Source organism: Leifsonia sp. NPDC102414, from assembly GCF_044765685.1.
Classification (GTDB): Bacteria; Actinomycetota; Actinomycetes; order Actinomycetales; family Microbacteriaceae; genus Leifsonia.
Genome location: NZ_JBIWKN010000001.1, coordinates 1109187 through 1135524 on the forward strand (window position 1 = coordinate 1109187; position 26338 = coordinate 1135524).

The window sequence follows — 26338 nt, forward strand, 5'->3', positions numbered from 1 at the left end:
CGCGACTGCAATAAACTACTGAACGAATTGGTTTGAAGGAGACAAGCTCATGAGCGAATCCGTCAGCCTCCCGGCACTCGGCGAGAGTGTCACGGAAGGCACGGTCACCCGCTGGCTGAAGAACGTTGGCGACCGTGTCGAGGTGGACGAGCCCCTGCTCGAAGTCTCGACCGACAAGGTCGACACCGAGATCCCCTCCCCCATCGCGGGCGTCATCGAGGCGATCCTGGTGCAGGAGGACGAGACCGTCGAGGTGGGCACTGCGCTCGTGACGATCGGCGACGGCTCCGGCGGAGGCGAGGCTCCGGCCGCTCCCGCCGCCGCGGCCGCACCCGCCGAGGCTGAGGCCGCACCGGCTGAGGCCGCGCCCGCTGAAGCCGCTCCGGCCGAGGCCGCGCCCGCTGAGGCGGCAGCGGAGGCTGCACCTGCGCCCGCCGCAGAGGCTGCTCCCGCACCGGCTGCTGAGGCCGCACCGGCCGCGCCCGTCGCTGCTGCTCCCGCACCGGCTGCGGAAGCTGCACCGGCACCCGCCGCCGCACCGGCTGCCGCACCCGCACCGGCACCCGCCGCCGCACCCGCGCCCGCCGCCGCACCGGCACCCGCCGCCGCACCCGCGCCCGCCGCTGCTCCGGCTCCTGCCGCGGCTCCGGCTCCTGCCGCGGCTCCGGCTCCTGCCGCAGCTCCCGCATCCTCGGGTGGCGCGCACGCCGGCAACGCAGGGTATGTCACCCCGATCGTCCGCAAGCTCGCGAACGAGCAGGGCATCGACCTGTCGACCGTGACCGGAACCGGTGTCGGCGGACGCATCCGCAAGGAGGACATCCTCTCCGCGGCTGCCGCTCCCGCTGCTTCTGCTGCCCCGTCGACCGCTGCTGCTGCACCGGCGCCCGAGGTGTCGCCGCTGCGCGGCACGACGCAGCCGATGTCGCGTCTGCGCAAGGTCGTGGCCGAGCGCGCCGTCGTCTCGATGCAGTCGTCCGCTCAGCTCACCTCGGTGGTCGAGGTCGACGTGACCAAGGTCGCCGTGTTCCGCGACAAGGTCAAGGCCGACTTCCAGACCAAGACCGGCGTCAAGCTGTCCTTCCTCCCGTTCTTCGCTCTGGCCGCCGCCGAGGCGCTGAAGACGTACCCCGTCATCAACGCGACCATCGACGGCGACTCGATCGTCTACCCGGACCACGAGAACATGTCGATCGCCGTCGACACCGAGCGCGGCCTGCTCACCCCCGTGGTGCGCAACGCCTCGGAGCTCGACCTCGCCGGTCTCGCCAAGGAGATCGCGGACCTCGCAGAGCGCACCCGTGAGAACCGTCTGAAGCCCGACGAGCTCGCGGGCGGCACGTTCACGCTGACCAACACCGGTTCGCGTGGCGCGCTGTTCGACACTCCCGTCGTGTTCCTCCCCCAGGTGGCCATCCTCGGCACCGGCATCGTCACGAAGCGCCCCGTCGTCATCTCGGCAGACGGAACCGACTCGATCGCGATCCGTTCCACCGTCTACCTGGCCCTCTCGTACGACCACCGGATCGTCGACGGCGCCGACGCGTCCCGCTTCCTCGTCGCGGTGAAGAACCGTCTCGAGGGCGGCAACTTCGAGGCGAACCTCGGCATCTGATCACGGGAACACCTCCCGCAGTCGCCAGCCGGCCTCGCTCCTGACCATCAGGAGCGAGGCCGGTTCGCTTTTCGGCGTGCGAGCCCTGTCCGGTGCCACAGACACCAGCGCGGCGTCGCCCCAGCGCTGCATGAGCTCCACGGCGGCACCGGCGTAGTCGAACTCCTCTGCGAGGACGGCACCGTCGAGCGCGGCGCGATCCGACTCCGCGAGCGGCGACCCCGCCTGCACGATGTCGTTCAGGCAGGCCGCCTCTCGCGCCTTCGCCGCGAAGCACGCATAGCGGGCACGCAGCAGCACGGGAGCGGCCTCCACGGGCTCCCCGTCCACGGGCGCACCTGCGGCGCCTGGCACCCCGGGCGGTGAGGATGAGGGCGGGGACGACGGCGGGGCCGGCGACGGCGGAGAGGATGACGGTGAGGACGTGCGTTGATCCTCCGGCGCCGGCCCAGACCGCCCCGATCCCGTCCTCGCTGCCGGCGCACCCGAGCGTGTCCCGCTCGCTCCACCCGCTCCCACGCCATCGCTGCCCGCTCCCGCACCGTCCGCATCGGCCGGGCCGGGGAGGAGCACGAGGACGGCGCCGATGGCGACGACAGGAGCGACCGCAACGGCCACGAGCTTCTTGCGCACTGCCAGCCAGGCGCGCAGTCGGCCTGTGACGTGTGCGACCGGCTGTCCGTCGAGGAGGACGTCGGTGACCGCCGCGACCGGTTCGTATGCCGATAAGGGGGAGAGCGCGGAGGCGGCTGAGCGGTGCGGCAGCGCCTCCGCACCTCCCCGGTCGGTCTCCGGCCGACGCTGCTGATCACGTCGCACCGCCGAGCGCCGGGCATGATCGGCGGCGACGCGCAGCCCCGCAGCGACGAGCTCGCCGTGCGTCCGCCGAGGTGTCCGGCTGCCCTCCCCACCGGCGCCCAGGCCGACGACCGGTGCGGACCCTGCGTGCGACTCGACAGTCGCACCCGCCCCGTGAGCTCCGACCTCCCTGGCAGCACCGCCCATCGCACGCATCCCTGCCGCCCCGATCCCTGCCGCACTCGCTCCTGCCGCGTCCACGTCCTCCCCCAGGCGCACGATGCCGGGTTCGACCACCGCGAGCACGCCGGAGATCGCCCGTTCCCACGGGCCGGCGTTAGATCCGGCGTGCGCCACAGGGACCGAGAGCGCAGCATCCACCGCGTCGAGCAAGCGCCAGCCGCCCGGTGAGGGAACGAGCGTGCACAGCTGCTCAGCGATGGCGCGATACGCGCGGCGGTCCGACAGAGCGTCGGCGTCCGTGAGTGGTCGCGCATCCCGGAGCCCGTCGACGGCTGGGCAGCCGTCCGGCCGGAACGCGATGCCGTCGGCGGTGAGTCCGCCCACCGCCCACCCCGCCTCGTGCAGGGCGCCGAGACCGGAGGCGGTGCCGATCAGGATGGTCACTGCCTCGTCCGCTCTCACCATCCGGCGGCGATCGAGCAGCGCGGACAGCGTTCCGCCCTGAGCGTGTTCCAGCATCAGGAACTCGACAGTGCCTGACCGATCCGTCTCCACGCTTCCGTCGGGCGGCAGCCCCGCCAGCACCCCGACGACGTGCTCCGACCTCGCCTCCCTGCGCGCCGCCGCCTCCCACGCGGAGCCTGGCGCGGCGGCGGCGCGCACCCGCGCGCACAGCACTACGGGATGCGGGCGCTCCGGAAGCATCACCACCTGGCGGAGCTCCCGCGCATCCACTGACAGGGTCGTGAGCGTCCGCCACCCCCGCTCCCTGGCGCGGGCGGCGGCGAGGCGAGCGAGGTCGGGGGTTCGAGACAGGGTGGCGCGTGCGCGGTGGACGGCGTTCAGTTCGTTCGGCATGACGCCATTTCAGAGCATCCGGGAGCGCATCGGAGCTCGCGCAGCGAATCCGTGGACAACGCGCACCGCCCCCGAGTTGTGGAGAACCGGTGACCACATAGACTGGCTGCGTGGTCGACTACGTCGTCACGGGGCTAAGCGCCAACTCCGTGCCGTATTCCGAGGCCCTTCAGCAGCAGCGTGCCATGCACGCTGATGTCGTTGCAGGCCGGGCGCCAGATACTGTCATCCTCCTCGAGCATCCCTCGGTGTACACCGCGGGCAAACGCACGGAGCCCGACGAAAGGCCGACAGACGGGACTCCCGTCATCGACGTCGACCGCGGAGGGAAGATCACCTGGCACGGGCCAGGGCAGCTCGTTGGATACCCGATTCTCCATCTCTCCGAGCCCATCGACGTCGTCGGCTATGTCCGGCGACTCGAGAGCATCCTGATCGACGTGCTCGCCGAACTCGGCGTCACGGGCGAGCGGGTGGACGGCAGATCGGGGGTGTGGATCCGCGGCGTCCAGCGCGACGAGAAGATCGCCGCCATCGGTATCCGCGTCGCAGAGGGCGTCACCATGCACGGCTTCGCGCTCAACTGCTCGAACACCTTCGAGGCGTACGACGCCATCGTCGCGTGCGGCATCCGGGATGCGGGGATCACCTCGATCAGCCGCGTGCTCGGCCGCACGGTCACCCCGGAAGACGTCGTGCCCCTCATCGTGGCCCGCTTCGACAGAGAATTCGACACCGAACGGGAGACCGCCGCGTGAGCGCAGTGCCAGAGGGGCGCAAGATGCTGCGCCTCGAGATCCGCAACGCCCAGACCCCCATCGAGCGCAAGCCGGAGTGGATCAAGACCAAGGCCAGGATGGGGCCCGAGTACCAGCAGTTGCAGAGCCTTGTGAAGAGCGAGGAACTGCACACGGTGTGCCAGGAGGCCGGCTGCCCCAACATCTACGAGTGCTGGGAGGACAGGGAGGCGACCTTCCTGATCGGGGGCGCCCAGTGCACCCGCAGGTGCGACTTCTGCCAGATCGACACAGGCAAGCCCGCGGACTACGACACAGACGAACCGCGTCGCGTCGCCGAGTCCGTGGCGAAGATGGACCTGCGCTACGCCACCGTCACCGGCGTCGCCCGCGACGACCTCGACGACGAAGGCTCCTGGCTGTACGCCGAGACGATCCGCGAGATCCACCGGCAGAGCCCTGGCACCGGCGTCGAGATCCTGGTGCCGGACTTCTCCGGCAACCCCGACTACCTCGGCGAGGTCTTCTCAGCCCAACCCGAGGTGTTCGCGCACAACGTCGAGACGGTCCCGCGCATCTTCAAGCGCATCCGGCCGGCGTTCCGCTACGAACGGTCGCTCGACGTCATCACGCAGGGACGCGCCGCCGGGCTCATCACCAAGTCCAACCTCATCCTCGGGATGGGCGAGGAACGCGAGGAGATCAGCCAGGCTCTGCGCGACCTGCACGATGCAGGCACCGACATCATCACGATCACCCAGTATCTGCGGCCGAGCCCTCGGCATCTGCCGGTGGCCAGGTGGGTGCATCCAGACGAGTTCGTGGAGCTGAAGGAGGAGGCGGAGGCCATCGGCTTCCTCGGCGTGCTGGCCGGTCCGCTCGTGCGTTCCTCGTACAGGGCAGGCCGGTTGTGGGCGCAGTCGATGGAGGCGAAAGGCCGCGACGTGCCGGAACAGCTCCGTCATCTGGCGGATGCGTCGCTCGGCTTCGCGCAGGCCGTCTCCTGACCGCGAACAACGTCACTGCGCGGGCAGCCGAGCCGGTATCCTTGTGACTATGGCACGCAAGGACAAGTCCACCAAGGAGCCCGGTCGGCTCAAGCAGATGTGGCAGGTCTTCCAGATGACCCGCCGCTACGACAACCGGGCGGTGTTGTACATCGTGGGCGGCATCGTGCTGCCGATCATCGTCGGCGTGCTGCTCGCGATCTTCCTCTCGGACGGCAACGGCTTCACGATGGCGATGTGGATCCTCGCCGGTGTGCTCGCCGGTGTGCTGGTGGGCCTCATCATCCTCGGTCGCCGCGCCGAGCGTGCCGCGTACTCGCAGATCGAGGGCCAGCCCGGAGCGGTCGGCGCCGTGCTGCGCAGCTCGCTCAAGCGCAGCTGGCGCGGTTCGGAGATGCCGGTCGCCGTCAACGGCAAGACCCAGGATGCGATCTACCGTGCCACTGGCCGCGGCGGCGTCGTCCTCATCAGCGAGGGTCCGAAGACCCGCACCCAGCGGATGATCGACGAGGAGCGCCGCAAGGTCACCCGTGTGCTTCCGAACGTGCCCGTCACGACGATCAGCGTCGGGCCGGATGCGGACGCCACTCCCCTTCACAAGATCCCGCGCGTGCTCGCCAAGATCAAGCCGACGCTGACCAAGGCCGAGGTGATGGCCATCAGCAACCGTCTGCAGTCGCTCGAGAACGCCATGCCGATCCCGAAGGGCATCGACCCGATGAAGGTCCGCGCCCAGCGCGCACGCTGACCCTCGCGTCCCCAGCGATCGAGCCGGGACTTATGCACTATCGCGACCGGCGAGTCGCGTGCATAAGTCCCGGCTCGATTCTTGCTGTCGAGGGTGGGGGCGGCAGGGTCAGGCTCGGATGAGGACGGTGCCGGCGATCTTGTCGTGGAAGCCGCGCTGGTCGGAGTCCCAGACGAGCGCGGGGATCACGACCGCGAGCAGCAGCGATCGGACGACGGGGCGCCACAGGCCGACCCAGCCTCCGCGGATGGCGACCACGCGCATCCCGAGCACCCGGTGGCCGATGCCGCCGCCGATGGTCGGGATGAAGACGATCTGCATGAGCACGAAGATGCCCGTCGTGGCCCAGCCGTTCGCGATTCCGTCGACCCGGAAGAACGCGAACGAAATAAGATAGGCGATCGCCCAGTCGATCACGATGGCGCCGATCCGGCGCCCTACGCGGCCGACGGACCCCCTGCCGGACTCCGGGAGTCCCAGTCGTTCACCGGGATAGCGACTCGGAGCGATGTTGCCGTTGCTGGACGATTGCGGGTTCTGGGGCACTGGACGAGTTTACCGGCCACGGGTATGCGTAACACGCCGGAAACATTTGCGTCACCCCGGGGAAACTCCGTCCCCCTACGTTGGGTCTTGGGCTGCAGGTGCAGTCCACCACCTCAATCCATTTTTGGGAGTCCTCCGCATGTTCCGTGATTCTTCCGAGGTGCTCAAGTTCATCAAGGACACCGACGTCAAGTTCCTTGATATCCGCTTCACCGATCTGCCCGGTGTGCAGCAGCACTTCAACATCCCCGCGTCGACCGTCGATGAGGAGTTCTTCTCCGTCGGCCAGCTCTTCGACGGATCGTCCATCCGCGGCTTCGCGTCCATCCACGAATCGGACATGCAGCTCATCCCCGACGTCTCGACGGCGTACGTGGACCCCTTCCGTGCCGAGCGCACGCTCATCATGGTCTTCGACATCTACAACCCGCGCAACGGCGAGATCTACTCGAAGGACCCGCGCCAGGTCGCCAAGAAGGCGGAGAAGTACCTCGCATCCACCGGCATCGCCGACACCGCGTTCTTCGCTCCGGAGGCCGAGTTCTACATCTTCGACGACGTCCGCTACGAGGTGAACCAGCACTCCAGCTTCTACTCGGTGGACTCCGAGGAGGGCGCCTGGAACACCGGTCGCGTCGAGGAAGGCGGAAACCTCGCCAACAAGACCCCGTACAAGGGCGGATACTTCCCGGTGTCTCCCGTCGACAAGCAGGCCGACCTGCGCGACGACATCTCGCTGAAGCTGATCGACGCCGGCCTCATCCTGGAGCGCGCACACCACGAGGTGGGCACCGGCGGCCAGGCCGAGATCAACTACCGCTTCGACACCATGGTGCACGCGGCGGACGACATTCTGAAGTTCAAGTACATCGTGAAGAACACGGCTGAGCTGTGGGGCAAGGTCGCGACCTTCATGCCGAAGCCGCTGTTCGGCGACAACGGCTCGGGGATGCACACCCACCAGTCGCTGTGGAACGACGGCAAGCCGCTGTTCTATGACGAGGCGGGCTACGGCGGCCTCTCCGACATCGCCCGCTGGTACATCGGCGGCCTGCTCAAGCACGCCCCGGCCGTCCTGGCGTTCACCAACCCGACCGTGAACTCGTTCCACCGTCTGGTCCCCGGCTTCGAGGCCCCGGTCAACCTGGTCTACTCGGCCGGAAACCGCTCGGCGTCCATCCGCATCCCGATCACGGGCACCAACCCGAAGGCGAAGCGCATCGAGTTCCGCGCCCCTGACGCGTCCGGCAACCCGTACCTCGCGTTCGCCGCCCAGCTCATGGCCGGCCTCGACGGCATCAAGAACCGCATCGAGCCGCACGAGCCTGTCGACAAGGACCTCTACGAGCTCCCGCCCGAGGAGGCCAAGAACATTCCCCAGGTCCCCGGCACCCTCGCCGAGGTTCTGGATGCGCTCGAGGCCGACCACGAGTTCCTGCTCGCAGGCGGCGTGTTCACCCCGGAGCTCATCGAGACCTGGATCGACTACAAGCGCGAGAAGGAGATCAAGCCCCTCGCGCAGCGTCCGCACCCGTTCGAGTACGAGCTGTACTTCGGCGTGTAGCCGGCGTCCCGCGTCAGCTCGCGGGAGTCACGACGTCGCGGGCGCGCTGCCCGCACAGAGTCCGCACGAGTTGCAGGACCGGCCGCGAAAGCGACCGGCACCGCAGCTCGTGCGGACTCGTCTGTTTCCAGACCGCGCGTACCCGGGCGGTCGTGTGGTCGCTACCCTCCCGACGGGTTCTCCACCGGCGTCCCGTCGGGATCGGTGCCGTGCTCCGGATCGACGCCGTCCGGGTGGCTGGTCGTCTCCGGCCGCTGCTTATCGGTCATCCGCGCCACCACCAGAAGCGGTGTCCTTGCCGTCGTCCGGCGACTCGGCGTCTGTGCCTGAGCCATCGGGCAGGTCGTCCGGGTCCGGATGCGTGGTGTCGCGCTCAACCATGTCGGTCATCTCCTCGTTCGTTTCCTCGTCCGCTTAGGAGTCGGACTGTACGCCGCAGGCTCCGGGATGCTACCCCCGGCCCCGTGGCTGTCGGGCTGGCGGCACCGGCGCCGGCATCGGCGCCGGCGCCGGCGCCGGGTGCGTGCTCAGACCGAGGGTGTCGGCCTGTCGGGCTGGCCGTAGAACGAGCGCTCGAAGACCGCGCGGGCGCGGCGGGTGACGGCGAGGTAGTCCTCTTCGAGGCGGCTGGCCGAGCCCGGCGGGTACTCCATCAGGCGGGCGACGCCGTCGAGGGCGACGCGATCCGAAGGGAGGACGTCGGCCGTCTTGTTGGTCCAGAGTGTCATCGCCGACCTGGCGCGGGAGGCGAACACCCAGGCGTCGCGGAGCTTCGCGGCGTCCTCCGCTGTCACGTACCCGGTCTCGGCGGCGACGCGGAGCGCATCCAGGGTGGATGTGGTCTGCAGATCGGGCACAGCGGCTGCATGCTGCAACTGGATGAGCTGCACGAACCACTCCACGTCGCTCAGCGAGCCGCGGCCGAGCTTGAGGTGCCTGGCCGGGTCTGCGCCCTGCGGGAGGCGCTCGCTCTCGACGCGGGCCTTGATGCGCTTGACCTCGCGGACGGCCTGCTCGGCGATCGCCGCCGGGTAGCGCACGTCGTCTGCCACGCGCTCGAAGTCGTCGAGGAGGCCGGCGTCGCCCGCCACCCCCCGTGCGCGCAGCAGTGCCTGGGCCTCCCAGGTGAGCGACCAGCGCTGGTAGTACGCGCGATACGAGTCGAGAGATCGGACAGGGGTGCCGTTCTTGCCCTCCGGCCGCAGGCCGATGTCCAGGTCGAGCGGGAGGACGTTGTCCTCGGTGAGCCTGCCCAGGTCGGAGACCACCTGCAGGGCCGCGCGGTGCGCAGCATCCTGGTCGTCGCCGAGAGCGCGGAACACGTACATCACGTCGGCGTCGGACCCGAAACCGAGCTCGCGGCCGCCGAACCTGCCCATCCCGATCACCGCGAACTCGAACAGGTCCCGGTCGTCGCGGCTCTCCCTGATCGCCTCCAGCACACCGGCGATCACGTTCTCCGTGACCGCGGTGAGCCCCTGCGCCAGCTCCTCGATCGTGCTGAACCCGAGGATGCCGGAGAACGCCAGGCGCAGCACCTCGCGCCTCCTGGCGGCGCGCAGCGCGGACGCAGCGGACTCCGCTGAGGCGTGACGGCCGAGGATCGCCTTCGTCTCCTCGCGCAACAGCGCGGCCGACCGTGGTCGCAGGTCCTCCTCCGACTCCAGCCACGCCACCGATTCCGGGATGCGCCCCAGCAACTCCCCGGCGAACCGCGACCCGGACAGCACCCTGGTCAGCCGCTCTGCCGCCCCGGAAGAGTCGCGCAGCATCCGGAGATACCAGTGGGTGGAGCCGAGGTCCTCGCTGAGGCGGCGGAAGGTGAGCAGACCGTAGTCGGGATCGGCGCCGGCGGCGAACCACTGCAGCATCACGGGGAGCAGATGCCGCTGGATGGTCGCGCGCCTGGACACCCCGCCGGTGAGCGCACCGATGTGGGCGAGCGCACCACGCGCATCCCGGAAGCCGATGGCGGCGAGGCGGGCCTCTGCCTGCGCGCTCGTCAGTCCAGCCTGGCCGGTGAGGTTCGTGTCTTCGCTGGGGGTGGAGGCGACGGCGCTCAGCAGTGGCCGGTAGAACAGCCGCTCGTGCAGCCCGCGCACCCGGTGCTTGATCGCGTTCCAGCGCTCGAAGAGCTGCTCGGCGCCGGGTGCGAGCCCCGTGGCCCGCGCGAGCACCCGCTGGTCGCTCTCGTCGCGCGGCATCAAGTGTGTGCGGGACAGGTGGCGCAGCTGCAGTCTGTGCTCCATCAGGCGCAGCGTGCGGTAGTCGCGCGAGAAGTCGGCGGACTCCTCGCGGCCGATGTAGCCCTGCGCGGCCAGCGCGGCGAGGGCGGAGAGGGTGTCGCGCTGCCGCACCAGGTCGTCCGTCTGCCCGTGCACGAGCTGGAGCAGCTGCACCGTGAACTCCACGTCGCGCAAGCCGCCGGGGCCGAGCTTCAGCTGGTAGTGCACCTCATCGTCCGGGATGTTGTCGGTGACCCGCTCGCGCATCCGCTGCACGGACTCCACGAAGTTCTCCCTGGACGCGCTGCTCCACACCTTGGGGGCGAGTGCGGTGACGTAGCGCTCCCCCAGGTCGAGATCCCCGGCGAGCGGGCGCGCCTTCAGCAGCGCCTGGAACTCCCAGCCCTTCGCCCACCTGTCGTAGTAGGCGATGTGCGATTCGAGAGTGCGCACCAGAGCGCCGTCCTTGCCCTCTGGACGCAGGTTCGGGTCGACCTCCCAGAGGCCGGGCTCGATGGCAGGATCGTGGATGCCCCGCATGGTCAGCATCGCGAGCCGCGTGGCGATGTCGACGGCGCGGCCGGAGGAGACGCCTTCCTCCTCATCGCCCTCCGCGACGTAGATCACATCCACGTCGCTGACGTAGTTGAGCTCGCGGGCGCCCGCCTTGCCCATGCCGATGATCGCGATGCGCGTCGCGCGCACCTCCGCCTCCGGGAACCGGCCGGGGCCTGTTCCGCTGGTCTGCCGCCTGGCGATCGCCAGCGACGCCTCGAGCGCCGCGCCCGCCAGGTCGGAGATGGTGGCGGCGACCGCGTCGAAGCCGTCGACGGGATCCGCCTGCTCCAGGTCGAAGCTCGCCACCTGCACCAGGCGCCTGCGATACCGGATGCGCAGAGCGGTCCAGGCCTCCTCCTCTGTGACAGAGGCGAAGCCGTCGACCGCGCCGACCGCATCCAGCAGGTCGTCGCGCAGCTCGGCGGCCGACGGGAGGCGCGTGACGGGCTCGCTCAGCGCATCCAGCTGGTCCGGCTGCCGCAGGAAGAACTCGCCGATCCCTTCGGACGCGCCGATCACCTTCAGGATGCGCTTGGCCGCGTCCTGCCTGCGCAGGTACGGGGCTGCGCGGTCGGGAGCACGGCGCACCAGGGCGAGCGTGCAGCCGAGTGCCGTGTCAGGGTCGGCGGCCACCGAGAACGCGGGAAGCGCGTCCTCGACCGTCACCCCGGTGAGCGCTGCCAGCTCGTCGAGCTGAGCACGCACCGAGCTCAGGCCGACGAAGCCCGACCGCGCGAGAGTGGTCAGTGAGAGCTGGTCGCGCGGCACGGCGCCTAAAGGATCTCGAGGTTGGTGCGCAGCTCGTACGGCGTGACCTGGGCGCGGTAGGCCGACCACTCCTGCCGCTTGTTCAGCAGCACGTAGTTGAAGACCTGCTCGCCGAGGGTCTCCGCCACCAGCTCCGACTCCTCCATCAGCGAGATGGCGTGGTCGAGGCTCGCGGGGAGCTGGTTGTATCCGAGGGCACGGCGCTCAGCGTCGCTGAGGGCCCAGACGTTGTTCTCGGCCTCCGGCGGCAGCTCGTACTGCTCCTCGATGCCCTTGAGGCCGGCGGCCAGCATGAGCGAGAACGAGAGGTACGGGTTGGCCGCGGAATCGATGGCGCGGTACTCGACGCGCGAGCTCTGGCCCTTGTTGGGCTTGTAGAGCGGGACGCGGACGAGCGCCGACCGGTTGTTGTGTCCCCAGCAGACGAAGCTCGGCGCCTCATCGCCGCCCCAGAGGCGCTTGTACGAGTTGACGAACTGGTTGGTCACGGCGGTGATCTCCGGCGCGTGGCGCAGCAGGCCGGCGATGAAGTGACGGCCGACCTTGGAGAGCTGGTACTCGGCGCCTGCCTCGAAGAACGCGTTGGTGTCGCCCTCGAACAGCGACATGTGGGTGTGCATCCCCGAGCCGGGGTGGCCGGAGAGCGGCTTCGGCATGAACGTGGCGTACACGCCCTGCTCGATGGCGACCTCTTTGATCACCGTGCGGAAGGTCATGATGTTGTCGGCCGTGGTGAGGGCGTCCGCGTAGCGCAGGTCGATCTCGTTCTGACCCGGCCCCGCCTCGTGGTGGCTGAACTCGACGGAGATGCCGAGGTCTTCGAGCATCCTGACCGACCGGCGACGGAAGTCGTGGGCTGTGCCGCCAGGCACGTTGTCGAAGTAGCCTGCCGAGTCGACGGGCTCCGGGCCGTTCTCGTCGAACGCCGAAGACTTGAGCAGGTAGAACTCGATCTCGGGATGCGTGTAGAACGTGAACCCGCGGTCGGCCGCCTTCTCCAGCGTGCGCTTGAGGACGTTGCGAGGGTCGGACACCGACGGCTGCCCGTCCGGGGTGGTGATGTCGCAGAACATGCGCGCTGTCGGGTCGATCTCGCCGCGCCACGGGAGGATCTGGAACGTGGTGGGGTCCGGATGCGCGAGCAGGTCGGACTCGTAAGCGCGGGTCAGGCCTTCGATGGCGGAGCCGTCGAAGCCGAGCCCCTCGCTGAACGCGCCCTCCACCTCGGCGGGCGCGATGGCGACGGATTTGAGTGTGCCGACGACGTCGGTGAACCACAGCCTCACGAACTTGATGCCACGTTCCTCGATCGTGCGAAGAACGAAGTCGCGCTGCTTGTCCATCCTGCCCCTTTCGTCAGCCTTCCCAGACTAGTGGTTTCGAGGGCTCGATTCAGGCGCCGGGCTCGTCCGTTTCCGAGTCTGAACGCGTCATTAGACTGAGGCCATGTCAGAGCAGTCTCCTATGCCGTCCGCCCACCCGACGACGTCGTCGATGCAGTCGCTCAAGCGCGTCCGCACCAGGCACTTCCAGGCCGCGAAGGAGGAGGGCGCCAAGTTCACCGGCCTCACCAGCTACGACCAGCTCACCGCGCAGATCTTCGACGCGGCAGGCATCGACTTCCTGCTGGTCGGCGACTCGGCGGGCAACAACGTGCTCGGCTACGAGACGACCCTCCCGGTCACGGTCGACGAGCTGATCCCGCTCACCCGCGCGGTGGCCGGTGCTGTCAAGCGCGCGTTCGTCGTGGCGGACATGCCGTTCGGCTCATACGAGACGGGGCCGCTGGAGGCGCTGCACACAGCGGTGCGGTTCATGAAGGAGACGGGAGCCCACGCGGTCAAGCTGGAGGGCGGCGTTCGCAGCGCGGAGCAGATCCGCCGGATCGTGGATGCAGGCATCCCCGTCATGGCGCACATCGGCTTCACGCCGCAGAGCGAGCACGGGCTCGGAGGCCACATCATCCAGGGTCGCGGCGAAGGCGCTGAGCAGCTGCTCGCCGACGCGCACGCTGTCGAGGACGCCGGCGCGTTCGCGGTGGTCATGGAGATGGTGCCTGCTGAGGTGGCGGCGCGGGTCACGGCCGAGCTGCGCATCCCGACCATCGGCGTCGGCGCCGGCCCGGATGTGGACGGGCAGCTGCTCGTCTGGACGGACTGGGCAGGCTTCACCACCGGCCGCATCCCGCGCTTCGTGAAGCAGTACGCCGATCTGCAGGGGGTCCTGACCCAGGCGGCGACCGCGTACAAGGCGGACGTGCAGGACGGGACGTTCCCCGCCCCCGAGCACAGCTTCTAGCGGTTCTCCGCCGCGTCGTCCTCAGCCCACTTGGCGCTGTTCTCGCGCAGCTTCTCGAGGGCGTTCTCCGCCTCGGCGTGCGTGTCGAACGGGCCGACGCGGTCGGGGGCAGGCGACAGGAAACCCTGTTCGACCTGGCCGGTCTTCATGTTGTACCAGAACTTGTGTTCGGCGTCCTGGGTGATTCCGTGGTCATTCTCGCCGGTCATAAGCTTGATCCTATGCCCAAGGATTCCGCCGGTCACCTGATTCCGGGACGCGTCAGTCCCCTGCGCTCCGTCCCCGCCGAGATCGCCAGGCCGGAGTACGTCGGCAAGAAGGAGCCGTCTCCGTACACCGGATCGGACGTGTACACCCCGGACGAGATCGAGCTGATCCGCGAGTCCGGCCGGATCGCCGCCCGGGCCATCGCGCTCGTCGGCGAGAACGTGCGGCCCGGCGTCACAACGGAAGAGCTCGACGTGATCGGGCACGAGTTCCTGATCGCGAACGGGGCGTACCCGTCCACGCTCGGGTACCGCGGCTTCCCGAAGTCGATCTGCAGCTCGGTCAACGAGGTGATCTGCCACGGGATCCCAGACGACACCGTGATCGAGGACGGCGACATCGTCAACATCGACATCACCGCGTACAAGAACGGCTTCCACGGGGACAGCAACCAGACCTTCACCGCCGGGACGGCCACCGAGGAGGTCGCGCTGCTCGTCGAGCGCACCCGCGAGGCGCTGAACCGCGGGATCAAGGCCGTGGCGCCCGGCAGGCAGGTCAACGTGATCGGCCGCGCCATCGAGTCGTACGCCAAACGGTTCGGCTACGGCGTCGTGCGCGACTTCACCGGCCACGGCGTCGGCGCGGCCTTCCACTCCGGCCTGATCATCCCGCACTACGACTCCGCTCCACTGCACGACGATGTGATGGAGGTCGGCATGGTGTTCACCATCGAGCCGATGCTCACCCTCGGCACGCACGAGTGGGACATGTGGGAGGACGACTGGACGGTCGTCACCCGCGACAAGAGCATCACGGCGCAGTTCGAGCACACGCTCGTCGTCACCGAACGCGGCGCGGAGGTGCTCACGCTTCCCTGAGCGCCGGCGGGCTCGCGGCAGGGCTCGCACGCCGCGCATCCACTGCGGGGTAGATTCGTGCCATGAGTTCGAAGAACCAGGCAATCGGAATCGACATCGGAGGAACCGGGATCAAGGGAGGTCTCGTGGACCTCGACACCGGAGAACTCATCAGCGACAGGGTCAAGCTGCCGACGCCGGAGGGCGGCAAGCCGGACGACATCGTCGAGACCACCAAGGAGATCGTCGAGAAGCTGGCCGCCGAAGACCCGGATGCTCCTGTCGGCGTCTGCTTCCCCGCCATCGTCAGCCACGGGGTCACCCTGTCGGCGGCGAACGTGTCGAAGAAGTGGATCGACCTGCGCGCGGAGGACCTCTTCGAGAAGGGGCTGAAGCGCGACATCCACTTCGTCAACGACGCCGACGCCGCCGGGTACGCGGAGACCAGGTTCGGCGCGGCGAAGGACAAGGACGGCCTCGTCATCATGACGACGCTCGGCACCGGCATCGGCTCCGCCCTCATCTACAACGGCGTCCTCATCCCGAATGCCGAGCTCGGCCACCTGGAGATCGACGGCCACGACGCGGAGTCGAAGGCGGCGTACTCGGCGAAGGAGCGCGAGGACCTCAGCTGGGAGAAGTGGGCGAAGCGCCTGCAGACCTACTACTCGACCCTCGAGTTCCTGTTCACACCCGACCTCTTCATCGTCGGAGGCGGCGTCTCCAAGAACTACAAGGACTTCCTTCCCCTGCTCGACCTGAAGACGGAGATCGTCCCCGCCGTGCACCGCAACAACGCGGGCATCCTGGGCGCGGCCGCCCTCGCTGTCCGGTCCTGACGCCGCCTCATCGCGTCGCTCGTTAGGGGCGCGTATGGCTTCGGCCGGCGGGCGTTAGGGATGCGTTAGGACCGGCTCCCGGCGCCCGCCCAGGGTGTGGACTCTCACCGTCGCGTCGATCGGCGCGGCATCCTCACGGATGGAGAGAGTCTTGCTGGACGTCGTCTACCTCCTCGGAATCGTCGTGCTCGCGCTTGTCGTCGGGCTCGTCGGCCGGGGGGTCGAGAAGCTGTGATCGTCATCAATGTGATCAGCGCCCTGCTCGCGGTGGCCGCGATCGCCTACCTGGTGGTCGCCCTGGTGAAGCCGGAGCGCTTCTAGTGGTGCTCTGGCTGTTCGTCGCCCAGTTGGCGACGCTCGCGCTGATCCTCGCCATCGCGTACCGCCCGCTCGGCGACTACATGGCGCGTGTCTTCACCTCGCCGAAAGACCTGAGGGTCGAACGCGGCGTCTACCGGATGATCGGGGTCGACTCCTCCGCGGAGCAGTCCTGGCCCGCCTACCTCAGGGGCGTGCTCGCGTTTTCGGTGGTCGGCATCCTGATCGTCTACGGTCTGCAGCGGCTGCAGGAGTTCCTGCCGTACGCGCTCGGCCTGCCCGCCGTGCCGGAGGGACTCGCCTTCAACACTGCGATCTCGTTCGTCACCAACACGAACTGGCAGTCGTACTCGCCGGAGGCGACCATGGGCTACACCGTCCAGATCGCCGGGCTCGCGGTGCAGAACTTCGTGTCGGCCGCTGTCGGCATCGCCGTGGCCGTCGCGCTGGTGCGCGGGTTCGCCCGCCGGTCGAGCGGCACCATCGGCAACTTCTGGGTGGACATGCTGCGGGCGACCGTGCGCATCCTGCTGCCGCTCGCCGTCGTCGCCGCGATCGTGCTGATCGCCGGGGGCGCGATCCAGAACTTCGCCGGCTTCCAGCACATCACGACGCTCACCGGGGCGACTCAGAGCATACCTGGAGGGCCTGTCGCCTCGCAGGAGGCGATCAAGCTGCTCGGCACGAACGGCGGCGGGTTCTTCAATGCGAACTCGGCGCATCCGTTCGAGAACCCGGCCGCGTGGACGAACCTGGTCGAGATCGTGCTGATGCTCATTATCCCGTTCTCGCTCCCCCGCACCTTCGGCACGATGGTCGGCGATCGCCGCCAGGGCTACGCGATCCTCGCGACGATGGGCGTGCTGTTCCTCGCCTCGCTCGGCGCGATGACCGCGTTCGAACTGTCGAGCGGGTCGCTGGAGGGCAAGGAGCAGGTGTTCGGCATCCTGGGCTCCACCCTGTTCAACACCACGAGCACCACCACCTCCACCGGCGCCGTGAACTCGATGCTCGACAGCTACAGTCCGCTCGGCGGCATGATGGCGATGGTCAACATGATGCTCGGCGAGGTCGCCCCTGGCGGCGTCGGCGCCGGGCTGTACGGGATCCTCGTGGTCGCCGTGATCGCGGTGTTCATCGCCGGGCTCATGGTCGGGCGCACCCCGGAGTATCTCGGCAAGAAGCTCGGGCCGCGCGAGATCAAGCTCGCGAGCCTCTACATCCTGACCACGCCGACCCTGGTGCTCGTCGGCACCGGCCTGAGCTTCGCCGTCCCGGCGATCAGAGCCGACGTGGAGAAGACGTCGATCTTCAACCCGGGACTGCACGGCTTCAGCGAGGTGCTGTACGCATTCACCTCCGCCGCGAACAACAACGGCTCGGCGTTCGGCGGGCTCACCGCGAACACCCCGTGGCTGAACGCTGCGCTCGGCACCGCGATGTTCCTCGGGCGCTTCCTCCCGATCGTGTTCGTCCTCGCCCTGGCCGGCTCGCTCGCCGGACAGGCGAAGATCCCGGCGACAGCCGGCACCCTTCCGACCCACCGGCCGCAGTTCGTCGGCCTGCTCGTCGGAACCGTGCTGCTCGTGTCCGCCCTCACCTATTTCCCCGTTCTCGCGCTGGGTCCCCTGGCGGAAGGGCTGCAGTAGACCATGACCACCATCACACCAACGCAACACCCCGCTCCTCACCAGGAGCCTGGGTCGGACGAGAAGCGCCGCACACCCGCCGGCGCGTTCTCCATCGCTCAGCTCGTGGCGGCGCTCCCCGGGGCGCTACGCAAGCTCGACCCGCGGTTCATGTGGCGCAACCCCGTCATGTTCATCGTCGAGGTTGGCGCCGTGCTCACCACCGTGCTCGCGGTCGCGCAGCCTTTCCTCGGCAGCGACGGCACCGGTTCGGGAGCGAGCGGCGGCCAGCAGAACCTCGCGTTCACCTGGGGCATCGCTGTCTGGCTCTGGCTCACCGTCGTCTTTGCCAACCTCGCGGAGTCTGTCGCGGAGGGCCGTGGCAAGGCGCAGGCCGCCAGCCTGAGGGCGACCCGCTCGACCACGGTCGCCAACCGCGTCGCCGGGTACGACGAGTCCATCGATCCGGATGCGGTCCGCTCCGACATCGAGCAGGTCGCGTCGAGCGAACTGCGGCTGGGCGACCTCGTCGTGGTCACGGCGGGCGAACTCATCCCGGGAGACGGCGACATCGTGCGGGGCATCGCCTCCGTTGACGAGTCGGCCATCACGGGCGAGTCCGCCCCTGTGGTCCGCGAGTCCGGCGGTGACAGGAGCGCGGTGACGGGAGGCACCCGCGTGCTCTCCGACCGCATCCTGGTGCGGATCACCAGCAAGCCCGGCGAGACGTTCGTCGACCGGATGATCAAGCTCGTAGAAGGTGCGTCCAGGCAGAAGACGCCGAACGAGATCGCGCTGAACATCCTGCTGGCGAGCCTGTCGATCATCTTCGTGGTGGTCGTGCTGACGCTCGCTCCTGCCGCAGGCTACTCGAACGCTGCCCCGACGGTCCCCGTGCTGATCGCCCTGCTGGTGTGCCTCATCCCGACCACCATCGGCGCACTCATCTCGGCCATCGGCATCGCCGGCATGGACAGGCTGGTGCAGCGCAACGTGCTCGCGATGTCCGGCCGCGCTGTCGAGGCGGCGGGAGACGTGACGACGCTGCTGCTCGACAAGACGGGCACGATCACCTACGGCAACCGGCGCGCTGCCGAGTTCACCCCGGTCGGCGGCGCCGACAGCATGGAGCTCATCCGCGCAGCGGCGCTCTCCTCACTGAGCGACCCGACCCCGGAGGGCGTCTCGGTGGTGGCCCTCGCCGAACAGCTGGGCTACAGCCACCAGGGCGACATCCACGGCGAGATCGTCCCGTTCACGGCACAGACCAGGATGAGCGGCCTCGACCTGCCGGACGGCACCAGCGTGCGCAAGGGCGCGGCGAGCGCCGTCGTCGACTGGGTGCGCGAGTCCGGGCCTGCGGCGAGCTCCGTTCTGCACGACCTCGACGAGGAAGTGGAGCGCATCTCCCTGGTGGGCGGCACCCCGCTGGCCGTTGCGACCAGGGATGCGAGTGGCACCGCCAGCCTGCTCGGCGTGATCTACCTGAAGGACGTCGTGAAGGACGGCCTGGCTGAGCGGTTCGCCGATCTGCGCAGAATGGGCATCCGCACGGTCATGGTCACCGGCGACAACCCGCTCACCGCGAAGGCGATCGCTGCCGAGGCGGGGGTCGACGACTTCCTCGCAGAGGCGAAGCCGGAGGACAAGCTGGCCCTGATCCGCCGCGAGCAGGAGGGCGGCAACCTGGTCGCGATGACGGGCGACGGCACGAACGACGCGCCTGCCCTCGCGCAGGCGGACGTCGGCGTGGCGATGAACACCGGCACGTCGGCGGCGAAGGAGGCCGGCAACATGGTCGACCTCGACTCCGACCCGACCAAGCTCATCGACATCGTGCGCATCGGCAAGCAGCTCCTGATCACCCGCGGAGCGCTGACCACGTTCTCGATCGCGAACGACGTGGCGAAGTACTTCGCGATCATCCCCGCGATGTTCGTCGGGGCGTTCCCAGGGCTCGCGGCGCTGAACATCATGGGGCTGCACTCCCCCGCCTCCGCGATCCTGTCTGCGGTGATCTTCAACGCGATCGTCATCGTGCTGCTGATCCCGCTGGCGCTGCGCGGCGTGACGTACCGGCCGTCGAAGGCGTCCGCCCTGCTCGGCCGCAACCTGCTGATCTACGGCATCGGCGGCATCATCGCCCCGTTCATCGGCATCAAACTGATCGACCTTCTGGTCGCGCTCATCCCCGGATTCTAGGAAGAGGGAACACCAATCATGAACGGACTCCGTGGCGCGTGGCGTCACTACTGGGTCGCCATCCGGGCGATGATCGTGCTGACCATCGCGCTCGGCATCGTCTACCCGCTAGTCCTGACCGGCGTCGGACAGCTCGCCTTCCCAGCGCAGGCGAACGGCTCGCTCGTCAGCTCGGACGGAAAAACGGTCGGCTCGGCTCTCATCGGGCAGGGCTTCACCGATGCGAAGGGCAACGCGCTCGCCCAGTGGTTCCAGTCGCGGCCGTCCGCCGCGGGCGACGGCTACGACGGCGCTGCGTCGTCCGGCAGCAACCTCGGCCCGAACAACCCCGACCTGGTGAAGGCGATCAAGGAGCGCACGGCCGCCGTGGCGAAGGACGACGGGATCGCGGTCGCCGACGTCCCCGTGGATGCGGTGACCGCATCCGGCTCCGGGCTCGACCCGCACATCTCCCCCGCGTACGCCCGCGACCAGGTGCAGCGCGTCGCAGACGCCCGCGGCCTGCCGGTCGCCGCCGTGCGGAAGCTGGTCGAGTCTAAGATTCAGGGACGGGACCTCGGCTACCTGGGCGAGCCCACCGTGAACGTGCTCCAGCTGAACATCGCACTGGCGAAGATGGACGAGTAGACATGCCACGTGGCCACCTGCGGGTGATGCTCGGCGCCGCGCCGGGCGTCGGCAAGACGTACGCCATGCTCGAAGAGGGCAAACGCCTGCAGGCGCTCGGCAAGGATGTGGTGGTGGCGGTCGTGGAAACCCACGGCCGCTCCGCCACGTCCGCCATGCTCGACGGACTGGAAGTCGTGCCCCGCAAGACCGTCGAGCACCGCGGCATCGAACTGACGGAGCTCGACCTGGATGCGGTCTTGGCCCGCGCACCCCAACTCGCCCTCGTCGACGAGCTCGCGCACACCAACGCCCCTGGCTCCGAGCACGAGAAGCGCTGGCAGGACGTGGATGCGCTCCTCGCCGCCGGCATCGACGTGATGTCGACCGTGAACATCCAGCACATCGAATCGCTGAACGACGTGGTCGAGCAGATCACCGGCGCCCAGCAGCGCGAGACGATCCCGGATGCCGTGCTCCGCCGCGCGGATCAGATCGAGGTCGTCGACCTGGCGCCGCAGGCGCTGCGCGACCGGCTCGCCGACGGCAACGTCTACCCGGCGGCGCGCATCGACGCCGCCCTCTCCAACTACTTCAGGCTCGGGAACCTGACTGCTCTGCGCGAGCTCGCGCTGCTCTGGCTGGCCGACGAGGTCGACAGCTCCCTGCAGCGCTATCGCGCCGAGCACGGGATCTCCGGCACCTGGGAGGCGCGCGAGCGCGTCGTCGTCGCCCTCACAGGAGGACCGGAGGGAGACACCCTGCTGCGCAGGGGCGCGCGGATCGCTGCGCGCTCGGCCGGAGGTGAACTGCTCGCTCTGCACGTGACCAGCCAGGACGGACTCCGCGATGCGACGCCCGGCGCCCTTGCCGCGCAGCGCGCCCTGGTGGAACAGCTCGGCGGCAGCTATCACCAGGTGGTCGGCAGCGACATCCCGCGCGCGCTCGTCGAGTTCGCCAGGGGCGAGAACGCCACCCAGCTCGTCATCGGCGTCAGTCGCCGCAGCCGCCTCGCCGCCCTGCTCACCGGGCCGGGCATCGGGGCGACGGTGATCAGGGAGTCCGGCGACATCGACGTGCACATCGTGTCGCACTCCAAGGCCGGAGGCCGGTTCTCGCTCCCGCGCATCAGGGGCGGCCTCACCACCAGGCGCAAGGTTTACGGGTTCGCGCTCGCGATCGTCGGAGGACCGCTGCTCACCTGGCTGCTCACCAGCGTCCGCTCCCCAGACTCGATGACCAGCGACGTGCTGTCGTACCAGCTGCTCGTGGTGGTGGTCGCGCTGGTCGGCGGGATCTGGCCCGCCCTGTTCGCCGCGCTGCTGTCCGGCATCACGCTGGACTACTTCTTCGTCGATCCGCTGTACACGATCACGATCAGCGAGCCGCTGCACCTGCTTGCCCTCGTGCTCTACCTGGTGATCGCCGCCCTGGTGAGCCTGGTGGTCGACCAGGCGGCGCGGAGGAGCAGGGCGGCGAAGCGTGCGGCTGCGGAGGCCGAACTGCTCGCGACGGTCGCCGGCGGCGTCATCCGCGGAGAGAACGCGCTGCAGGCGCTTGTCACACGCACCAGGGAGGCGTTCGCGCTCACCGGCGTGCGCCTGCTCGACGGCGCCGACGTGGTGTCCACGGACGGCGAGCCGGCCGACGACGCGCACACCCAGAGCATTCCGGTCGGTACCAGGGGCACGCTCGAACTCTCCGGACGCACACTGGAGGCAGGTGACCGTCGCCTACTCGCCGCGATCGTGGCCCAGCTCGACGCCGCCCTCGAGCACCGCGACCTGCAGGCCACCGCAAGCGAGCTCGCCCCGCTCGCGCAGGCCGACCGGGTGCGCAGCGCCCTGCTGGCAGCGGTCGGCCACGACCTGCGCCGCCCGCTCGCCGCGGCGACCGCCGCCGTCACCACGCTCCGTCAGACCGACATCAGGCTGGCCAAGACCGACAGGGATGCGCTGCTCGAGACGGCGGAAGACAGCCTCGGCAACCTCGCCCAGCTCGTCACCAACCTGCTCGACGTGAGCAGGGTGCAGGCGGGGGTGCTCGCCGTCTCGCTGGCGCCGACCGACATCGACGACGTGGTCCCCGCAGTACTCGACGAGCTCGGCGTCGGCCCGGCAGAGGTCGAACTCGACCTGCCGGACGCGCTCCCGCCCGTCGCCGCAGACGGGGTGCTGCTGCAACGCGTGCTGGTCAACCTGCTCGGCAACGCCCTCCGGTTCAGCCCGGCCGATTCTCCCCCGGTGATCGCCGCCAGCGAGTTCGGCGGTTCGGTGCAGGTGCGGGTGATCGACCACGGACCCGGCATCCCCGACGAGCGCCGCGACGCGGTGTTCGTGCCGTTCCAGCGGCTCGACGACACGGACAACGACACGGGGATCGGGCTGGGGCTCGCGCTCTCCAAGGGCTTCGTCGAGGGGATGGACGGCACGCTCGAGGCGGAGGACACCCCCGGAGGCGGACTGACGATGGTGGTGGCGCTGCCTGTCGCGGCGACCGCCGGACCACAGGAAGGAGAGTCCGCGTGAGAATCCTGATCGCCGACGACGACCAGCAGATCCTCCGGGCGCTGCGCATCCTGCTGACCGCACGCGGCTACGAGGTCAGCATCGCCAGGAACGGGGCGGAAGCGCTCAGCCAGGCCGTCGAGCACCACCCCGATCTCGTGATGCTCGACCTGGGGATGCCGGAGCTCAACGGCATCGAGGTGATCGAGGGCCTGCGCGGCTGGACGTCCGTGCCGATCCTGGTCGTCTCCGGCCGCACCGACTCCGGCGACAAAGTGGATGCGCTGGACGCAGGCGCAGACGACTACGTCACCAAACCCTTCGCCGCCGACGAACTGCTCGCCCGCATCAGGGCGCTGACCAGGCGGCAGACTCCGTCGGCGGACGAGCCGGTCGTGACCTTCGGCGACATTGCCGTCGACCTGGCAGCGCACCAGGTGACCAGGCGGACGGCGGACGGCGACGAGTCCGTGCGCCTGACGCCGACCGAGTGGGCGATCCTCGAGGTGCTGGTGCGCAATCCGCGGCGACTGGTCACCAGGCAGGCGCTGCTCACCCAGGTGTGGGGACCCCAGTACACCAGCGACACCGGCTACCTGCGGCTCTACCTCGCGCAGCTGCGCAAGAAGCTCGAACCGGAGCCGTCGCACCCGCGGTACCTGCTCACCGAACCGGGGATGGGTTATCGCTTCTCGCCGGATGCCGAGCTCGACGCCACTCCCGGCGCCACTCCCGATCCCGTCTGACGGGGCCGGTTGAGGTCGAGGCGCGCCACGGTGGTCGCAGGGTCGCTCTCGTCCACCCTGTCGACGATCAGCGCATCCGGTGCGCACTGCCAGAGCGTCGACATCGCCCGCACCCCGAGCACGGTGATCAGCAGTGCGAGGCCCAGGGTCACGGTGAAGGCCGCCACCCAGTACGCCAGGTTGCCGACGGCGCTCTGGAAGAGATCTGCTCTGGAGGTGAACTCCACGGAGTCGACCGGCGGCGTCACGAACCGCGGCATCGTGAAGAAGAACCAGACGCAGAACCAGTAGCCGAGCGCGACGAGCACGATGACCAGCGCGGTCAGGGCGCTCGCGATCTCCGCGATCCGCCGCAGGTTCGCCTGCTTCGCCTTCACCCCTGCCTCGATCCGTCCCCTCGAGCATCCACCGCGGCTCCTGCGCCCCGGTGAGGAATGGGCCGGCTGCTACGCCGGGTTCTGTCCAGGTGCGTGAGCACCGTCGACGGCCATCTATCTCGGGACGGCGTTGCCGCCGCCCTCCAGCGGTCTACCCGGAAACTCAGCGAGCAGCCTCAACGTTTCCTGTCTGACCTTGCTCCGGGCGAGGTTTACCGAGCCGACCGGGTCACCCCGGTCGCTGGTGGGCTCTTACCCCACCGTTTCACCCTTACCCCGTGCCGATCCGAGGATCGGCGCGGGGCGGTCTGTTCTCTGTGGCACTGTCTCGCGGGTTGCCCCGGGTGGGTGTTACCCACCGCCCTGCTCTGTGGAGCCCGGACGTTCCTCGGCGGCCTGCCGAAGCAGACCGACGCGACCGTCTTGCCGGCCCATTCGCTCCCACACTATCGCAGCAGCGGATGCGGTCCCCGCACCCACAGGATGCTCGGAGCAGGCCGCCGCCGGCCGGCGCGATGAGCGGCCCTAGAGCCCCGACTCCTCGTTCCTGATCAGGATCGCTCCGCTGTCCGGGCAGAGCACCACGTCGTCGTCGGCCGCGCGGCGGATGACGGACAGATCGGACTCGGTGAGCTTCACGTTGCTGCCCATCGAGACGCCGCGCACGAGCAGGGCGGCGCCGATGCCGTAGCGGGCGCGCTGCTTCTCGTACAGCTCGATCAGGTCGGCGGGGATGCCGGAGACGATCGCAGTCCGGTCCTTCGCGAGAGCGGTGCGCTGCGCGTCCAGCTTCGCCAGCTCCTCCGCCTTGGCGGTCTCCAGCGCCTGCACCCGGCCGTCGAGCTCCGCCCGCTCGGCCTCGACGGCGGCGAGCGCGCTCTCCTGCTCCTCGACCCGCTCCATCACGGTGAGCTCGATCTCTTCGAGATCGTCGCGGCGCTTGCTCAAGGCGGTCAGCTCCGCTTCGAGCGCCTGGACGTCCTTGGTCGACGAGGTGTGCTGCAGGCGACCGCTGTCGCGTTCCATGCGGGCTTCGACGACGGCGACGTCGGACTCGACGCGCTTCAGCTCGGCCCGCGAGTCCTCGAGCTCGCCTGTGCGGGCGATCCAGCGGGTGCGGAGCGCATCCACCTCCGGCTGCAGGGCCGCCAGCTGGGCGAGCTGCGGCAGTGTCTTGGCCGCGTGGTCGAGCTGGGTCAGGCGGGTGTCCGCCGTCTGGAGGCGAAGGAGCTCGTTCTGGTCGGTGGGGCTGGCTTTCACGGTGGTCCGCTCTCTCGGTGCTGCTGGTGCTCGGTGGTCTGGATGGCTGGGGCGATCACTGCAGGATCGCGAAGTCCCACGGATCGGTTCGCAGGTCGCTGACCTCGATGACGATGCCGGGGAGCTCGGCCCTGAGCTGTTCGGCGGCGGTGTCGAGCCACAGCCACTCGCTGGCCCAGTGGGAGACGTCGAGGAGGGCTGGCCCTCCCCCGATGGCGGCCTGTTCGCGCGCCTCGGAGGCCGGGTGGTGGCGGAGGTCGGCGGTGATGTAGACGTCCGCGCCGCGGACGGCGTCAGAGCCGAGCAGCGAGTCGCCTGCTCCGCCGCACACGGCGACGGTGCTGACCGGCTGCTGGTAGTCGCCTGCCGCGCGGATGCCGCCGGCGGTGGCAGGCAGGATCTCGGCGAGGCGGCGTGCGAGAGCGCCGAGGGTGGTGGGCTCCGCGAGCGTTCCGACGCGGCCGATGCCCGTGACGCCGTCCGGCGACGGCGCGATCGGCGTGGTGCCGGTGACCCCGAGGAGGCGCGCGAGGACGGCGGAGGTGCCGTCCGCGACGACGTCGGCATTGGTGTGCGCGGCGATGAGCGCGCAGTCCGCCTTGATGAGACGGGCGAGGATCGCGCCCTTGTACCTGTCCTCCGCCACGCTGGTCACGCCGCGCAGGAGCAGGGGGTGGTGCGTCAGCAGCAGGTCGGCCCCGGCGTCGACGGCTTCCTCGACGGTCGCGGAGACCGCATCCACGGCCAGCAGGATGCGCTCGACCTGCGCGCCGGGATCGCCCGCCACGAGGCCGGGTGCGTCCCACGCCTCTGCGCCGGAGAGCGGCCAGAGTCGCTCGACGGTCTCACGGACGGAAGCAAGCGTGTACGGCACGGGATAGAG

23 protein-coding genes and 1 other RNA gene are annotated in these 26338 nt (G+C 69.3%); 14 read left to right on the plus strand and 10 right to left on the minus strand.

The window, feature by feature from the left end; all coding sequences use genetic code 11:
• The first annotated feature begins 49 nt into the window (after positions 1–49).
• Positions 50–1615: a 2-oxoglutarate dehydrogenase, E2 component, dihydrolipoamide succinyltransferase gene (sucB, locus tag ACIRCZ_RS05325; RefSeq protein WP_402850405.1), complete on the plus strand. Its 1566-nt coding sequence runs from the start codon at positions 50–52 to the stop codon at positions 1613–1615.
• Here sucB and ACIRCZ_RS05330 read toward each other — a convergent pair whose 3' ends face one another.
• On the minus strand, positions 1616–3454 hold the full coding sequence (locus ACIRCZ_RS05330) for a hypothetical protein (protein WP_402850408.1): 1839 nt from the start codon (positions 3452–3454) through the stop codon (positions 1616–1618).
• Between the two features lie 110 nt (positions 3455–3564).
• Here ACIRCZ_RS05330 and lipB point away from each other — a divergent pair, with 110 nt between their 5' ends.
• The 3 genes from lipB to ACIRCZ_RS05345 are packed head-to-tail and all read left to right on the plus strand — an operon-like array spanning position 3565 to position 5946.
• Positions 3565–4212: a lipoyl(octanoyl) transferase LipB gene (lipB, locus tag ACIRCZ_RS05335; protein WP_402850411.1), complete on the plus strand. Its 648-nt coding sequence runs from the start codon at positions 3565–3567 to the stop codon at positions 4210–4212.
• Positions 4209–5198: a lipoyl synthase gene (gene lipA, locus ACIRCZ_RS05340; protein WP_402850414.1), complete on the plus strand. Its 990-nt coding sequence runs from the start codon at positions 4209–4211 to the stop codon at positions 5196–5198. Before lipB ends, lipA begins: the two co-directional genes overlap by 4 nt.
• Positions 5199–5247: 49 nt before the next feature.
• On the plus strand, positions 5248–5946 hold the full coding sequence (locus ACIRCZ_RS05345) for a DUF4191 domain-containing protein (RefSeq protein WP_055896192.1): 699 nt from the start codon (positions 5248–5250) through the stop codon (positions 5944–5946).
• Positions 5947–6054: 108 nt separating this feature from the next.
• On the opposite strand, the gene ACIRCZ_RS05350 is transcribed toward ACIRCZ_RS05345, so the two are convergent.
• Positions 6055–6492, minus strand: coding sequence for an RDD family protein (locus ACIRCZ_RS05350; RefSeq protein WP_402850417.1), 438 nt, complete (start codon positions 6490–6492; stop codon positions 6055–6057).
• Positions 6493–6631: 139 nt separating this feature from the next.
• Between ACIRCZ_RS05350 and glnA (ACIRCZ_RS05355) the strand changes: the two genes are divergently transcribed.
• Positions 6632–8056: a type I glutamate--ammonia ligase gene (gene glnA, locus ACIRCZ_RS05355; RefSeq protein ID WP_055896186.1), complete on the plus strand. Its 1425-nt coding sequence runs from the start codon at positions 6632–6634 to the stop codon at positions 8054–8056.
• A 258-nt stretch (positions 8057–8314) separates the two neighbouring features.
• Here the strand turns inward: glnA (ACIRCZ_RS05355) and ACIRCZ_RS05360 are convergent, their stop codons facing one another.
• The 3 genes from ACIRCZ_RS05360 to glnA (ACIRCZ_RS05370) all read right to left on the minus strand — a co-directional run bounded on the left by ACIRCZ_RS05360 (position 8315) and on the right by glnA (ACIRCZ_RS05370) (position 12950).
• On the minus strand, positions 8315–8446 hold the full coding sequence (locus ACIRCZ_RS05360) for a hypothetical protein (RefSeq protein ID WP_268765813.1): 132 nt from the start codon (positions 8444–8446) through the stop codon (positions 8315–8317).
• A 137-nt stretch (positions 8447–8583) separates the two neighbouring features.
• Positions 8584–11607: a bifunctional [glutamine synthetase] adenylyltransferase/[glutamine synthetase]-adenylyl-L-tyrosine phosphorylase gene (locus ACIRCZ_RS05365; protein ID WP_402850422.1), complete on the minus strand. Its 3024-nt coding sequence runs from the start codon at positions 11605–11607 to the stop codon at positions 8584–8586.
• A 5-nt stretch (positions 11608–11612) separates the two neighbouring features.
• Entirely contained in the window at positions 11613–12950 is a 1338-nt protein-coding gene (gene glnA, locus ACIRCZ_RS05370) for a type I glutamate--ammonia ligase (RefSeq protein ID WP_055896181.1), read from the minus strand.
• 103 nt (positions 12951–13053) lie between these two features.
• On the opposite strand from glnA (ACIRCZ_RS05370), the gene panB reads away from it, so the two are divergent.
• A complete protein-coding gene (gene panB, locus ACIRCZ_RS05375) occupies positions 13054–13905 on the plus strand; it encodes a 3-methyl-2-oxobutanoate hydroxymethyltransferase (protein ID WP_082581462.1) in 852 nt (283 codons plus the stop codon).
• On the opposite strand, the gene ACIRCZ_RS05380 is transcribed toward panB, so the two are convergent.
• The gene (locus ACIRCZ_RS05380) at positions 13902–14114 is read right to left on the minus strand and encodes an SPOR domain-containing protein (protein ID WP_055896176.1); all 213 of its coding nucleotides are present in this window, start codon (positions 14112–14114) and stop codon (positions 13902–13904) included. The two genes, panB and ACIRCZ_RS05380, sit on opposite strands and share 4 nt — an antisense overlap.
• A gap of 12 nt (positions 14115–14126) precedes the next feature.
• Here ACIRCZ_RS05380 and map point away from each other — a divergent pair, with 12 nt between their 5' ends.
• The 8 genes from map (at position 14127) to ACIRCZ_RS05420 (ending at position 23818) form a co-directional block, all read left to right on the plus strand.
• Complete coding sequence (gene map / locus ACIRCZ_RS05385; protein ID WP_402850427.1) at positions 14127–14993, plus strand: type I methionyl aminopeptidase; 867 nt, start codon at positions 14127–14129, stop codon at positions 14991–14993.
• A 62-nt stretch (positions 14994–15055) separates the two neighbouring features.
• Positions 15056–15811 carry a polyphosphate--glucose phosphotransferase gene (ppgK, locus tag ACIRCZ_RS05390; protein WP_055896171.1) on the plus strand — a complete coding sequence of 252 codons (756 nt, stop codon included), beginning with the start codon at positions 15056–15058 and terminating at the stop codon, positions 15809–15811.
• 231 nt (positions 15812–16042) lie between these two features.
• Entirely contained in the window at positions 16043–16132 is a 90-nt protein-coding gene (kdpF, locus tag ACIRCZ_RS05395) for a K(+)-transporting ATPase subunit F (protein ID WP_157480388.1), read from the plus strand.
• The gene (gene kdpA / locus ACIRCZ_RS05400; protein WP_402850432.1) at positions 16132–17778 is read left to right on the plus strand and encodes a potassium-transporting ATPase subunit KdpA; all 1647 of its coding nucleotides are present in this window, start codon (positions 16132–16134) and stop codon (positions 17776–17778) included. The genes kdpF and kdpA overlap by 1 nt, the downstream gene beginning before the upstream one ends.
• A 3-nt stretch (positions 17779–17781) precedes the next feature.
• On the plus strand, positions 17782–19959 hold the full coding sequence (gene kdpB, locus ACIRCZ_RS05405) for a potassium-transporting ATPase subunit KdpB (protein WP_402850435.1): 2178 nt from the start codon (positions 17782–17784) through the stop codon (positions 19957–19959).
• An 18-nt stretch (positions 19960–19977) separates the two neighbouring features.
• Positions 19978–20586, plus strand: a complete 609-nt coding sequence (gene kdpC / locus ACIRCZ_RS05410) for a potassium-transporting ATPase subunit KdpC (RefSeq protein WP_402850438.1) — start codon at positions 19978–19980, stop codon at positions 20584–20586.
• Positions 20587–20588: 2 nt separating this feature from the next.
• Positions 20589–23093 carry a DUF4118 domain-containing protein gene (locus ACIRCZ_RS05415; RefSeq protein ID WP_402850441.1) on the plus strand — a complete coding sequence of 835 codons (2505 nt, stop codon included), beginning with the start codon at positions 20589–20591 and terminating at the stop codon, positions 23091–23093.
• Positions 23090–23818, plus strand: coding sequence for a response regulator (locus ACIRCZ_RS05420; RefSeq protein ID WP_402850444.1), 729 nt, complete (start codon positions 23090–23092; stop codon positions 23816–23818). Before ACIRCZ_RS05415 ends, ACIRCZ_RS05420 begins: the two co-directional genes overlap by 4 nt.
• On the opposite strand, the gene ACIRCZ_RS05425 is transcribed toward ACIRCZ_RS05420, so the two are convergent.
• The 4 genes from ACIRCZ_RS05425 to ACIRCZ_RS05440 form a co-directional block, all read right to left on the minus strand.
• Positions 23755–24195, minus strand: coding sequence for a hypothetical protein (locus ACIRCZ_RS05425; RefSeq protein WP_402850447.1), 441 nt, complete (start codon positions 24193–24195; stop codon positions 23755–23757). The two genes, ACIRCZ_RS05420 and ACIRCZ_RS05425, sit on opposite strands and share 64 nt — an antisense overlap.
• Positions 24196–24249: 54 nt before the next feature.
• Positions 24250–24629, minus strand: an RNA gene (rnpB, locus tag ACIRCZ_RS05430) — RNase P RNA component class A.
• Between the two features lie 91 nt (positions 24630–24720).
• Positions 24721–25455 carry a zinc ribbon domain-containing protein gene (locus ACIRCZ_RS05435; protein WP_402850450.1) on the minus strand — a complete coding sequence of 245 codons (735 nt, stop codon included), beginning with the start codon at positions 25453–25455 and terminating at the stop codon, positions 24721–24723.
• 55 nt (positions 25456–25510) lie between these two features.
• Positions 25511–26329, minus strand: coding sequence for a Nif3-like dinuclear metal center hexameric protein (locus ACIRCZ_RS05440; RefSeq protein WP_402850453.1), 819 nt, complete (start codon positions 26327–26329; stop codon positions 25511–25513).
• Positions 26330–26338: the final 9 nt, after the last annotated feature.